This window comes from Prevotella melaninogenica, from assembly GCF_018127925.1.
GTDB classification, from domain to species: Bacteria; Bacteroidota; Bacteroidia; order Bacteroidales; family Bacteroidaceae; genus Prevotella; species Prevotella melaninogenica_C.
The window spans coordinates 1073009-1084631 of the sequence record NZ_CP072348.1 but is presented as its reverse complement, the minus strand read 5'-3'; the positions used below and the strand labels follow the sequence as shown (position 1 = coordinate 1084631).

General features: G+C 43.1%; 23 protein-coding genes. All 23 read left to right on the top strand.

Annotated features, from left to right (window positions below):
• The first annotated feature begins 19 nt into the window (after window positions 1–19).
• The 23 genes from rpsJ to map all read left to right on the top strand — a co-directional run bounded on the left by rpsJ (window position 20) and on the right by map (window position 11619).
• Window positions 20–325, top strand: coding sequence for a 30S ribosomal protein S10 (rpsJ, locus tag J4861_RS10055; protein ID WP_004352787.1), 306 nt, complete (start codon window positions 20–22; stop codon window positions 323–325).
• A gap of 71 nt (window positions 326–396) precedes the next feature.
• Entirely contained in the window at window positions 397–1011 is a 615-nt protein-coding gene (gene rplC, locus J4861_RS10050) for a 50S ribosomal protein L3 (RefSeq protein WP_004361607.1), read from the top strand.
• Window positions 1011–1640 (top strand): 50S ribosomal protein L4, encoded by a 630-nt coding sequence (gene rplD / locus J4861_RS10045; RefSeq protein WP_013264195.1) that lies wholly within the window; start codon window positions 1011–1013, stop codon window positions 1638–1640. The genes rplC and rplD overlap by 1 nt, the downstream gene beginning before the upstream one ends.
• A 22-nt stretch (window positions 1641–1662) precedes the next feature.
• A complete protein-coding gene (gene rplW, locus J4861_RS10040) occupies window positions 1663–2007 on the top strand; it encodes a 50S ribosomal protein L23 (protein WP_004361609.1) in 345 nt (114 codons plus the stop codon).
• A gap of 7 nt (window positions 2008–2014) precedes the next feature.
• Entirely contained in the window at window positions 2015–2842 is an 828-nt protein-coding gene (gene rplB, locus J4861_RS10035) for a 50S ribosomal protein L2 (protein ID WP_004361610.1), read from the top strand.
• Between the two features lie 22 nt (window positions 2843–2864).
• Complete coding sequence (gene rpsS / locus J4861_RS10030; protein ID WP_004361611.1) at window positions 2865–3134, top strand: 30S ribosomal protein S19; 270 nt, start codon at window positions 2865–2867, stop codon at window positions 3132–3134.
• A gap of 36 nt (window positions 3135–3170) precedes the next feature.
• The gene (rplV, locus tag J4861_RS10025) at window positions 3171–3584 is read left to right on the top strand and encodes a 50S ribosomal protein L22 (protein WP_009435168.1); all 414 of its coding nucleotides are present in this window, start codon (window positions 3171–3173) and stop codon (window positions 3582–3584) included.
• 8 nt (window positions 3585–3592) lie between these two features.
• Complete coding sequence (gene rpsC, locus J4861_RS10020) at window positions 3593–4321, top strand: 30S ribosomal protein S3 (RefSeq protein ID WP_004352815.1); 729 nt, start codon at window positions 3593–3595, stop codon at window positions 4319–4321.
• Window positions 4322–4335: 14 nt separating this feature from the next.
• Window positions 4336–4764, top strand: a complete 429-nt coding sequence (gene rplP, locus J4861_RS10015) for a 50S ribosomal protein L16 (protein WP_004361613.1) — start codon at window positions 4336–4338, stop codon at window positions 4762–4764.
• 5 nt (window positions 4765–4769) lie between these two features.
• Complete coding sequence (gene rpmC, locus J4861_RS10010) at window positions 4770–4964, top strand: 50S ribosomal protein L29 (RefSeq protein ID WP_004361614.1); 195 nt, start codon at window positions 4770–4772, stop codon at window positions 4962–4964.
• A gap of 2 nt (window positions 4965–4966) precedes the next feature.
• Entirely contained in the window at window positions 4967–5233 is a 267-nt protein-coding gene (rpsQ, locus tag J4861_RS10005; RefSeq protein WP_004361615.1) for a 30S ribosomal protein S17, read from the top strand.
• Between the two features lie 2 nt (window positions 5234–5235).
• Window positions 5236–5601 (top strand): 50S ribosomal protein L14, encoded by a 366-nt coding sequence (gene rplN, locus J4861_RS10000; RefSeq protein ID WP_004361616.1) that lies wholly within the window; start codon window positions 5236–5238, stop codon window positions 5599–5601.
• A gap of 20 nt (window positions 5602–5621) precedes the next feature.
• Window positions 5622–5939 carry a 50S ribosomal protein L24 gene (gene rplX, locus J4861_RS09995; protein ID WP_004361617.1) on the top strand — a complete coding sequence of 106 codons (318 nt, stop codon included), beginning with the start codon at window positions 5622–5624 and terminating at the stop codon, window positions 5937–5939.
• Window positions 5939–6493 carry a 50S ribosomal protein L5 gene (gene rplE / locus J4861_RS09990; RefSeq protein WP_211816729.1) on the top strand — a complete coding sequence of 185 codons (555 nt, stop codon included), beginning with the start codon at window positions 5939–5941 and terminating at the stop codon, window positions 6491–6493. The genes rplX and rplE overlap by 1 nt, the downstream gene beginning before the upstream one ends.
• A gap of 5 nt (window positions 6494–6498) precedes the next feature.
• On the top strand, window positions 6499–6801 hold the full coding sequence (gene rpsN / locus J4861_RS09985) for a 30S ribosomal protein S14 (RefSeq protein ID WP_004361619.1): 303 nt from the start codon (window positions 6499–6501) through the stop codon (window positions 6799–6801).
• A gap of 125 nt (window positions 6802–6926) precedes the next feature.
• Window positions 6927–7322, top strand: a complete 396-nt coding sequence (gene rpsH / locus J4861_RS09980; RefSeq protein ID WP_004361620.1) for a 30S ribosomal protein S8 — start codon at window positions 6927–6929, stop codon at window positions 7320–7322.
• Window positions 7323–7336: 14 nt separating this feature from the next.
• The gene (rplF, locus tag J4861_RS09975; RefSeq protein WP_009012402.1) at window positions 7337–7903 is read left to right on the top strand and encodes a 50S ribosomal protein L6; all 567 of its coding nucleotides are present in this window, start codon (window positions 7337–7339) and stop codon (window positions 7901–7903) included.
• A 21-nt stretch (window positions 7904–7924) separates the two neighbouring features.
• On the top strand, window positions 7925–8269 hold the full coding sequence (rplR, locus tag J4861_RS09970; RefSeq protein ID WP_004352769.1) for a 50S ribosomal protein L18: 345 nt from the start codon (window positions 7925–7927) through the stop codon (window positions 8267–8269).
• Between the two features lie 6 nt (window positions 8270–8275).
• Window positions 8276–8788, top strand: a complete 513-nt coding sequence (rpsE, locus tag J4861_RS09965) for a 30S ribosomal protein S5 (RefSeq protein ID WP_004361622.1) — start codon at window positions 8276–8278, stop codon at window positions 8786–8788.
• 19 nt (window positions 8789–8807) lie between these two features.
• The gene (gene rpmD, locus J4861_RS09960) at window positions 8808–8984 is read left to right on the top strand and encodes a 50S ribosomal protein L30 (protein ID WP_004361623.1); all 177 of its coding nucleotides are present in this window, start codon (window positions 8808–8810) and stop codon (window positions 8982–8984) included.
• A 26-nt stretch (window positions 8985–9010) separates the two neighbouring features.
• Complete coding sequence (gene rplO, locus J4861_RS09955) at window positions 9011–9457, top strand: 50S ribosomal protein L15 (RefSeq protein WP_004361624.1); 447 nt, start codon at window positions 9011–9013, stop codon at window positions 9455–9457.
• A gap of 4 nt (window positions 9458–9461) precedes the next feature.
• A complete protein-coding gene (gene secY, locus J4861_RS09950; RefSeq protein ID WP_004361625.1) occupies window positions 9462–10802 on the top strand; it encodes a preprotein translocase subunit SecY in 1341 nt (446 codons plus the stop codon).
• 16 nt (window positions 10803–10818) lie between these two features.
• On the top strand, window positions 10819–11619 hold the full coding sequence (gene map / locus J4861_RS09945; protein WP_211816728.1) for a type I methionyl aminopeptidase: 801 nt from the start codon (window positions 10819–10821) through the stop codon (window positions 11617–11619).
• The last annotated feature ends 4 nt before the right edge of the window (window positions 11620–11623 follow it).

Sequence of the window (11623 nt, the reverse complement as noted above, 5' to 3'; positions counted from 1 at the left end):
AATAAATAAAAAGTAAAACATGAGTCAGAAGATTCGTATTAAGCTGAAGTCTTACGACCACCAGTTGGTTGATAAGTCAGCAGAGAAGATTGTGAAGGCTGTTAAGGCTACTGGCGCTATCGTTAGCGGTCCTATTCCATTGCCAACACACAAGCGTATTTACACTGTAAACCGCTCTACATTCGTTAACAAGAAGTCACGTGAGCAGTTCCAGCTCTCAGATTTCAAGCGTCTCATCGATATTTACAGCTCTACAGCAAAGACTGTTGACGCTTTGATGAAGCTTGAGTTGCCTTCAGGTGTAGAGGTTGAAATCAAGGTGTAGTCATCTGTTGACAAATAAGAAACAAATTAATACAAAAAGCATTTACATTCATTTTAAAATCATTAATTGAAATGCCAGGATTATTAGGAAAGAAAATCGGAATGACATCCGTTTTCAGTGCCGACGGTAAGAATGTACCGTGCACTGTTATCGAAGCTGGTCCTTGTGTTGTAACCCAGGTTAAAACCGTTGAAAAGGATGGTTACAAGGCTGTTCAGTTAGGTTTCGGCGAGGCTAAGGAGAAGAGAACTTCTAAGCCACAGCAGGGACACTTTAAGAAAGCCGGCACAACACCAAAGAAGCACTTGGCCGAGTTCAAGTTTGACGAGGAGTATAACCTCGGTGACACTGTTACTGTTGAATTGTTCAGCAATGCTAAGTTCGTAGACGTTGTAGGTACATCTAAGGGTAAAGGTTTCCAGGGTGTTGTTAAGCGTCACGGATTCGGTGGTGTAGGTCAGTCTACTCACGGTCAGGATGACCGCGCACGTAAGCCGGGTTCTATTGGTGCTTGTTCTTACCCAGCTAAGGTCTTCAAGGGCATGCGCATGGGCGGCCAGATGGGAGGCGACAGAGTAACTACTCAGAACCTTCAGGTGTTAAAGGTTATTCCAGAGCACAATCTTATCCTTGTTAAGGGTAGTGTTGCTGGATGTAATGGTTCAACCGTAATAATTAAGAAGTAATGGATATTAACGTATTAGATATCAAAGGTCAGGAGACCGGCCGTAAGGTAACTCTTAACGAGAATATCTTCGGAATTGAGCCTAACGATCACGTCCTCTATCTCGCAGTTAAGCAGTATCTCGCTGATCAGCGTCAGGGTACAGCTAAGTCAAAGGAAAGAAGTGAGCACGCTGGTTCTACTCGTAAGTTGGGTCGTCAGAAGGGCGGCGGCGGTGCTCGTCGTGGTGATATCAATTCTCCAGTCCTCGTAGGTGGTGGTCGTGTATTCGGTCCTAAGCCACGTGATTACAGCTTCAAGCTGAATAAGAAGGTAAAGGTTCTTGCTCGTAAGTCTGCTTTGGCTTATAAGGCACAGGATAATGCTATCGTTGTTGTTGAAGATTTCAATCTTGATGCTCCAAAGACTAAAGATTTTGTAAATATTGCAAAAAATCTTAAAGTTGATAGCAAGAAAGTTCTTCTTGTTTTGCCAGAAGTAGAGAAAAACGTATATTTGTCGGCTCGTAATCTACAGAAAGCTGAGGTTATGACAGCTGCTCAGGTAAATTCATACAAAGTTTTGAATGCTGACGTAGTTGTTATCACAGAGAACTCTCTGAAGGTTATCGACGAAATCTTAACCAAGTAATTATTAGGAGACAAGAAGAATTATGGGATTTATCATTAAACCAGTGGTCACTGAGAAGATGACCAAGTTGACTGACAAGTCTTCTGAGGATAAGGTTGTAAAGCACAAGGGTGAGAAGAGAACTATTTTGGCTCAGCCAAAGTATGGTTTTATCGTTAAGCCTGAGGCCAACAAGCTTGAGATTAAGAAAGAAGTTGAGGCTTTGTACAACGTTACAGTAGTAGATGTGAATACGATTCGTTACGCAGGTAAGCGTCAGGCACGTTATACCAAGGCTGGTCTCGTTAAGGGACAGAAGAACGCATTCAAGAAGGCTATCGTCACTTTGAAGAATGGCGATTCAATCGATTTTTACAGCAATATTTAAATAAAAAATGGCAGTACGTAAATTAAACCCGGTTACTCCGGGACAAAGACACAAGGTTATTGGCACGTTCGAGGATATTACTGCATCCGTGCCAGAGAAGTCTCTCGTTTACGGTAAACGTTCTACCGGTGGTCGAAACAACACTGGTAAGATGACTGTTCGCTACATGGGCGGTGGTCACAAGAAGAAGTATCGTCTTATCGACTTCAAGCGAGAGAAAGATGGTGTTCCAGCTGTAGTGAAGACAATCGAGTATGATCCTAACAGATCAGCTCGCATTGCGCTGTTATACTATGCTGATGGTGAAAAACGTTACATTATTGCTCCTAACGGACTGCAGGTTGGTGCAACACTGATGTCTGGTGCTGAGGCAGCACCTGAGGTTGGTAACGCACTTCCTTTGGCTAACATTCCTGTTGGTACTGTAATTCATAACATTGAGTTACGTCCAGGTCAGGGTGCATTGCTCGTTCGTTCGGCTGGTAACTTTGCTCAGCTTACTTCTCGTGAAGGCAGTTATTGTGTTATCAAGCTCCCTTCTGGTGAAACACGCCAGATTTTGTCAGCTTGTAAGGCAACTGTAGGTAGTGTAGGTAACTCTGACCATGCTCTTGAGCAGTCTGGTAAGGCTGGTCGTTCTCGCTGGTTGGGACGTCGTCCTCACAACCGTGGTGTTGTTATGAACCCTGTTGATCACCCAATGGGTGGTGGTGAAGGTCGCCAGTCTGGTGGTCACCCACGTTCACGTAAGGGCTTGTACGCTAAGGGTCTTAAGACTCGTGCACCTAAGAAGCTTTCAAACAAGTACATTATTGAGAGAGCTAACAAGAAGTAATCAAAGTAATTAAGAGTAAATTATGAGTCGTTCATTAAAAAAAGGTCCATACATCAACGTATCACTCGAGAAGAAGATTCTTGCTATGAATGAGAGTGGTAAGCAGAATGTAGTTAAGACATGGGCCAGAGCATCAATGATTTCCCCTGATTTTGTGGGTCACACTGTTGCAGTTCATAACGGAAATAAATTTATCCCTGTTTACATTACTGAGAATATGGTAGGTCACAAGCTCGGAGAGTTCAGCCCTACACGCCGTTTCGGTGGTCACTCTGGTAATAATAAGAGGTAAGCAGGTCATAATCCATTTAGAAAATAGAAAAATATAATGGGAGCAAGAAAACATATAAAGGCTGAAGCTCGTAAAGAAGCTTTGAGAAGCCAGTATTTTGCAAAGCTCAAGGACTGTCCTTCTTCTCCACGTAAGATGCGCTATGTAGTAGACATGGTTCGTGGTATGGAGGTCAATCGTGCCCTTGGCGTGCTGAGATTCTCCAAGAAGGCAGCTGCTCAGAACGTTGAGAAACTTCTGCGTTCAGCTATCAACAACTGGGAGACAAAGAATGACCGCAAGGCTGAAGACGGTGAACTTTATATCTCTAAGATCTTCGTTGATGAAGGCGTTACAATGAAGCGCATGCGTCCTGCACCACAGGGCCGTGGCTACAGAATCCGCAAACGTTCTAACCACGTCACTCTTTTCGTTGATTCAAAGAATGACGCTAATAATGATGATAAATAAATAGTAGAATGGGACAGAAAGTTAATCCAATTAGCAACCGTCTTGGTATCATCCGCGGTTGGGAGTCAAATTGGTTCGGTGGCAAGAATTTCGGGGATAATCTCGTAGAGGATCGCAAGATTCGTACTTACCTGAACAAGCGTTTGGAAAAAGCAAGCGTTTCCCGTATTGTCATTGAGCGCACATTGAAGCTCGTCACCATTACTATTTGCACCGCTCGTCCGGGTATCGTTATCGGTAAAGGTGGTCAGGATGTTGATAAGCTTAAAGAAGAGTTGAAGAACCTTTTCAAGAAGGAGATTCAGATTAATATCTTCGAGGTTAAGAAACCTGAACTTGATGCAAACATCGTTGGTAACAATATCGCTCGCCAGGTAGAGGGTAAGATTGCTTACCGTCGTGCTATCAAGATGGCAGTCGCTAACACTATGCGTGCTGGTGCTGAGGGTATCAAAGTTCAAATTACAGGTCGTCTGAACGGTGCCGAAATGGCTCGTAAGGAAATGTTTAAGGAGGGCCGTACTCCTCTGCATACATTCCGTGCAGACATCGATTATTGTCAGACAGAAGCCCTTACAAAGGTTGGTCTGCTGGGTATTAAGGTATGGATTTGCCGTGGTGAAGTTTACAACAAGGTAGATCTTACTCCTAACTTTACTCAGGAGAAGAGTAATGGCCGTTCTAACAATGGTGGCCGTTCTGGAAGAGGTAATCGTAGAAGAAACAATAACCGTTAAAAGAAGAAGCTATCATGTTACAGCCAAAAAGAGTAAAATATAGAAGACCTCAAGACGGACGTGGCAATAAAGGCAACGCCCACAGAGGTACACAGCTGGCTTTCGGCTCATTCGGCATCAAGACACTTGAGGCTAAGTGGATCGACAGCCGTCAGATTGAGGCCGCTCGTATAGCAGTAAACCGCTATATGAACCGTCAGGGCCAGGTCTGGATTCGCATCTTCCCTGATAAGCCAATCACTCGTAAGCCTGCCGATGTTCGTATGGGTAAGGGTAAGGGTGATCCAGCAGGATGGGTTGCACCAGTTACTCCAGGTCGTGTTCTCTTTGAAGTAGAGGGCGTAAGCTTTGATATTGCGAAGGAGGCTCTCCGCCTCGCTGCGCAGAAGCTGCCTGTTAAGACAAAGTTTATTGTTAGACGTGATTTCGATAAAAACGCTTAAGAAAGATGAAGATTAAAGAAGTAAAAGAACTCGAGACCAAGGATTTGGTTGAGAAAATTGAGAACGCTGAGACAGCTCTCGCAAAGATGAAGCTGAATCATCAGATTACTCCGCTTGAGAATCCATCTCAGATTAAGGCCGCTCGTCGTGATATTGCACGTATGAAAACAGAACTTTCTCAGAGAGAACTTAATAAATAACAATGGTCCAGATGGAAACAAGAAATTTAAGAAAAGTAAGACAGGGTGTCGTTATCAGCAACAAAATGGATAAAACCATCGTTATTGCAGCTAAGTTCAAGGAGAAGCACCCTATTTATGGTAAGTTTGTCCAGAAGACAAAGAAGTACCATGCTCATGACGAGAAGAATGAGGCTAATGTAGGTGATACAGTACTCATTATGGAGACTCGTCCTCTTTCTAAGACAAAGAGATGGAGATTAGTTCAAATTGTAGAAAAAGCTAAGTAATTATGATACAGACAGAATCAAAACTTACAGTATGTGATAACAGCGGTGCTCGTGAAGCTAAGTGCATTCGTGTACTCGGTGGTACTCGCCGTCGTTACGCAAGTGTTGGTGACGTTATCGTAGTTGCTGTACAGAACGTCATCCCATCAAGTGAATTGAAAAAGGGTGCAGTTTCAAAGGCTTTGATCGTTCGCACAAAGAAGGAAATTCGTCGTGCTGATGGTTCATACATCCGCTTCGATGATAATGCATGTGTATTGCTGAACAACGCTGGCGAAATTCGTGGTAGCCGTATCTTCGGTCCTGTTGCTCGTGAGTTGCGTGCAGTGAACATGAAGGTCGTTTCTTTGGCACCTGAGGTTCTTTAATTATTAAATAGAATAATAAAATGGCAAAATTCCATATAAAGAAAGACGATCAGGTCATTGTTCTTGCCGGTGCGGACAAGGGCAAGACTGGAAAGGTGCTTAAGGTCATCGCAGACAAGGAGCGTGCTATCGTTGAGGGCGTGAATATGGTCTCTAAGAGCACAAAACCTTCTGCTGCTAACCCTCAGGGTGGTATCGTTAAGCAGGAGGCTGCAATTCATATCTCAAATTTAAGTCTCATCGATCCGAAGAGCGGTAAGGCTACACGTATCAAGATTGAGCGTGAAGGCAAGACTGTTAAGCGTATCGCTAAAAAGTCAGGGGAGGAAATTAAGTAATGAATACAGCTCAGTTAAAGAAACAGTATAAGGAGCAGATTGCTCCTGCTTTGCAGGAGCAGTTTAACTATTCTTCAGCTATGCAGGTTCCTGTTTTGAAGAAGATTGTTATCAATCAGGGTCTTGGTGATGCAACTCAGGATAAGAAACTTATCGAGGTTGCAGTGAACGAGATTTCTTCTATCACAGGTCAGAAGGCTGTTGCAACATATTCTAAAAAGGATATTGCAAACTTCAAGTTGCGTAAGAAGATGCCTATTGGCGTTATGGTAACTCTGCGTCGTGAGCGTATGTATGAGTTCCTCGAGAAACTCGTTCGCGTATCTTTGCCACGTATCCGTGACTTCAAGGGTATCGAGAGCAAGTTCGATGGTCGTGGAAATTATACTCTCGGTATCACCGAGCAGATTATTTTCCCAGAGATTAATATCGATCAGGTTGACCGCATCCAGGGTATGAACATTACCTTCGTAACATCAGCTAAGACTGATGAAGAGGGTTATGCTTTGCTGAAGGGCTTCGGACTTCCATTCAAGAATGCTAAAAACGATTAATTGATATGGCAAAAGAATCAATGAAAGCTCGCGAGGTAAAGCGTGCAAAGCTTGTTGCTCGCTATGCTGAGAAACGCGCTGCTCTGAAGAAGATTATCGCTACTTCAAATGATCCTGAAGAGGCTTATGAGGCTGCTCGCAAGTTGCAGTCTATTCCTAAGAATGCTAATCCTATCCGTTTGCACAATCGTTGCAAGATAACAGGACGTCCAAAGGGTTACATTCGTCAGTTCGGTCTCTCTCGTATTCAGTTCCGTGAGATGGCATCTCAGGGACTCATTCCAGGAGTTAAGAAGGCAAGCTGGTAAGCAAATATATCGACGCGGATAGTGAATTGTGAAATTTATTTTGTATCTTTGCAGTTCATTATCCGCTTTCAAGCGATTTTTTAATATTGTCGGGGTAGTCCCGATTAATTAAACATTTATATTTTATGACAGATCCAATAGCAGATTATCTGACAAGACTCAGAAACGCAATCATGGCTCATCACCGTGTTGTTGAGGTTCCTGCGTCTAACTTGAAGAAGTCTATTACTAAGATTCTCTTCGAGAAGGGTTACATCTTGAACTATAAGTTCATTGAGGATGGTCCCCAAGGTTCAATCAAGGTCGCACTTAAGTACGATCCTGTAACAAAGCAGAGCGCTATCAAGAAGTTGAAGCGTGTTTCTACCCCAGGTCTTCGCCAGTATACTGGTTACAAAGACATGCCGAGAGTAATTAACGGACTTGGAATTGCTATCCTTTCCACGTCTAAAGGTGTAATGACAGACAAGGAAGCTGCTGCAGAGAAGATCGGTGGTGAGGTTCTTTGCTATGTTTATTAGTTGGAGGATTGAATATGTCAAGAATAGGAAAATTACCAATTAGTGTTCCAGCTGGCGTTACAGTTGCTCTTAACAATGGTGTTGTTACAGTAAAGGGTCCTAAGGGTGAACTTTCTCAGAAGGTAGATTCTTCTATTAAGACTATCATCGAGGACGGTCAGGTAACATTCGAAATTGATGAGAATAGCCCAGTAAACTACAAGCAGAAGCAGGCTTTCCATGGTCTTTATCGTTCACTTGTTAACAACATGGTTGTTGGTGTAAGTGAGGGTTACAAAAAGACATTGGAACTTGTTGGTGTAGGTTATCGTGTTTCTAACCAGGGCAACTTGGTAGAGTTCTCTCTTGGTTATACTCACCCAATCTTTATTCAGCTTCCTTCAGAAGTTAAGGTTGAGACAAAGAGCGAGCGTAACCAGAATCCAATCATCACTCTTGAATCAGCTGACAAGCAGCTGCTTGGTCTCATCTGTGCAAAGATTCGTTCTTTCCGTAAGCCTGAGCCTTACAAAGGTAAGGGTGTCCTGTTCCAGGGTGAGGTTATTCGCAGAAAGTCTGGTAAGACAGCTGCAGCTAAGTAACTTTAATTCATCATTACGATTATGACAACAAAGAAAGAACAAAGAAGAATTAAGATAAAGTTCCGCATTCGTAAGAGTGTGAACGGTACTGCTGAGCGCCCACGTTTGAGCGTTTTCCGCAGTAATAAGCAGATTTATGCACAGGTTATTAACGATCTGACAGGAACAACCCTCGCTTCTGCTTCTTCACTTGGCCTTGAGAAGATGGCTAAGATTGATCAGGCTAAGAAGGTAGGTGCACTTGTTGCTGAGCATGCTAAGGCTGCTGGCGTAGAGCAGGTTGTTTTTGACCGTAACGGTTATCTCTATCACGGACGTGTACAGGCTTTGGCTGATGCTGCACGTGAGGGAGGACTTAAATTCTAAACGATTATGGCAATGAATAGAGTAAAAGTAAATAGTGATGTAGAACTGAAAGATCGCTTGGTTGCTATCAACCGTGTAACTAAGGTTACAAAGGGTGGTCGTACTTTCACATTCGCAGCTATCGTCGTTGTAGGTGACGGTAAGGGCGTTATTGGCTGGGGTCTTGGTAAGGCTGGTGAGGTTACTGCTGCTATCCAGAAGGGTACAGATTCAGCAAAGAAGAACCTTGTTAAGGTTCCTGTTTTGAAGGGTACTGTTCCTCATGAGGCAGAAGCTCGTTTCAGCGGTGCTCATGTTCTCCTTAAGCCAGCTGCAGCCGGTACTGGTTTGAAGGCCGGTGGTGCTATGCGTGCTGTTCTTGAGAGCGCAGGTGTTACTGACGTGATTGCAAAGTCAAAGGGTTCTTCTAACCCTCATAACCTTGTAAAGGCTACTATCGCTGCCCTCGCTGATATGCGTGACGCATATACAATCGCTGGTGAGCGTGGTATCAGCATGGATAAAGTATTTAACGGTTAATTTTAGGAGGTATTAAATTATGGCAACAATTAAGATTAAGCAGATTAAGAGCCGTATTGGTGCTCCTAAGGACCAGAAGGAAACTTTGCAGGCATTGGGACTTCGTAAGATTTCTCAGGTTGTTGAGGTAGAGGATACTCCAAGCTGCCGCGGTATGATCCGTAAGGTGCATCACCTGGTATCAGTAATTGATTAATTAATCTTTTAAAGAAAACAGTAATTATGAAATTAAATAATTTGAAACCAGCTGTTGGCTCTACACATTCACGTCGTCGTATTGGTCGTGGTCCAGGTTCTGGACTCGGTGGTACTTCTACTCGTGGTCACAAGGGTGCAAAGTCACGTTCTGGTTATAAGAAGAAGATTGGCTTTGAGGGTGGTCAGATGCCTCTCCAGCGTCGTGTACCGAAGGCTGGTTTCAAGAACATCAACCACAAGGAATATTTCGCTGTAAATCTTTCTACGCTTCAGGCACTTGCTGAGAAGAACAATCTTACTAAGATTGGTGTTGAGGAGCTTAAGGCTGCTGGACTTACCAATGGTAAGGAACTTGTTAAGGTTCTCGGTAATGGTGAATTGAAGGCTAAGTTGGAAGTTTCAGCAAATGCCTTCTCTAAGACTGCTGAAGAGGCTATCAAGGCAGTAGGTGGTAACACAACTATAATCTAAGTTAATGAAAAAGTTTATTGAGACACTGAAGAACTGTTGGAAAATTGAGGATTTGCGTCAGCGACTTCTCATTACTATTCTGTTCACAGCTATTTACCGGTTTGGGTCGTTTGTGGTGCTTCCTGGCATCAATCCTACCCTGTTGGAAAAATTGCAGGCACAGACCAAGGGCGGTCTTATGTCACTTTTGGACATGTTCTCCGGTGGTGCATTTTCTCATGCGTCAATCTTCGCATTAGGAATTATGCCATACATCTCAGCTTCTATCGTTATGCAGCTCCTTGCTGTCGCTGTACCTTATTTTCAGAAGATGCAGCGTGAAGGCGAGAGTGGCCATAAGAAGATAAATTGGTATACGCGTGTCCTGACAGTAGTGATCCTACTGTTTCAGGCACCGTCTTACCTGATGAACTTAAAAATGCAGGCCGCTGGTGCGTTGGCATCAGGTATTGATTGGACTACATTTATGATTCCAGCTACAATTATTCTTGCAGCTGGTTCAATGTTCATTCTTTGGCTCGGTGAGCGTATTACGGATAAGGGTGTCGGAAACGGTATCTCTATTATCATTATGATTGGTATCATTGCACGTCTGCCACAGGCGCTTATTTTGGAATTCGGTAATCGTGTTTCAGAAGCTATTGGTGGTGGTATTGTGATGCTTATCATTGAGATTATCATCCTTTATGCTGTTGTATGTGCGGCTATACTTCTTACACAGGGAACGCGCAAGATTCCTGTGCAGTATGCTAAGCGTGTTGTTGGAAATAAACAATATGGTGGTGCACGTCAGTATATTCCATTGAAACTTTTTGCAGCTAACGTAATGCCTATTATCTTTGCGCAAGCATTGATGTTTATTCCGTTGGCAATCGTTCAGTATTCATCTGATAGTACAAGTTCAGTACTTCAGTCTTTGATGAACACGAAAAGTTTGGCATATAACTGTATTTATGTGCTTCTTATCGTAGTGTTTACTTATTTCTATACTGCGATTACACTTAATCCAACTCAGATGGCTGAGGATATGAAGCGTAATAACGGTTTTATCCCTGGCGTTAAACCTGGAAAGGATACTGCAGATTACATTGATACTGTTATGTCTCGTCTTACGGGACCAGGGGCTTTGTTTATCGCTTTTATTGCTATTATGCCAGCATTAGCAGGATATTTGAATGTTGCTGATGCATTTGGTCAGTTCTTTGGTGGAACTTCATTGTTGATTCTTGTTGGTGTTGTTATCGATACTCTCCAGCAGATTGAGTCACATTTGATGATGCGTCACTATGATGGACTTCTCAATTCTGGACATACACGTGGCAATAGTGGTGTTGCAGCCTATTAAATCTTTATCTTAAGAAATGAGTATATTTCTAAAGACTGAAGATGAAATTGAACTCATGCGTGAGGCCAACCTGCTGGTCGGTAAAACGCTGGCAGAAGTTGGTCGTCATGTCAAGCCTGGTGTCACAACTCTCCAGTTAGATAAAATAGCTGAAGAGTTTATTCGTGACAATGGTGCTATACCTACATTCAAAGGTTATCCAAGTTCTTATGGACCTCCTTTTCCTGGTAGTATCTGTGCGTCTGTAAACGATGTTGTGGTGCATGGTGTTCCAAGTGAGGATGTTGTTTTAAAAGATGGAGATATTATCTCTGTTGATTGTGGGACTTTACTTAATGGCTTCAACGGAGATAGTTGTTATACTTTTTGTGTTGGGGAAGTAAGTGAAGATGTCAAGAAGTTGCTTCGTACAACGAAGGAATCCCTTTATAAGGGTATTGAGGTAGCACAAGCCGGTCATCATGTAGGTGATATTGGTCAAGTGATTCAGGATTATTGCCAAGCACAAGGTTATGGTATTGTTCGTGAATTAACAGGACATGGTATCGGACGTGAAATGCATGAGGAGCCATCCGTTCCCAATTATGGTAAGTGCGGAAGTGGTGTACTGCTTAAGGCTGGAATGTGTATTGCGATTGAACCGATGGTAACTATGGGTAAACGAGAAATTGGTTTACTACCTGATCGTTGGAGTATCGTAACACGTGATCGTCGTCCAGCGGCCCATTTTGAGCATACAATTGCGATTAGGGCTGGTAAGGCTGATATTTTATCTTCTTTTGAGGAAGTTGAACATTTAGAAGGACAAATTTTTTAATTAG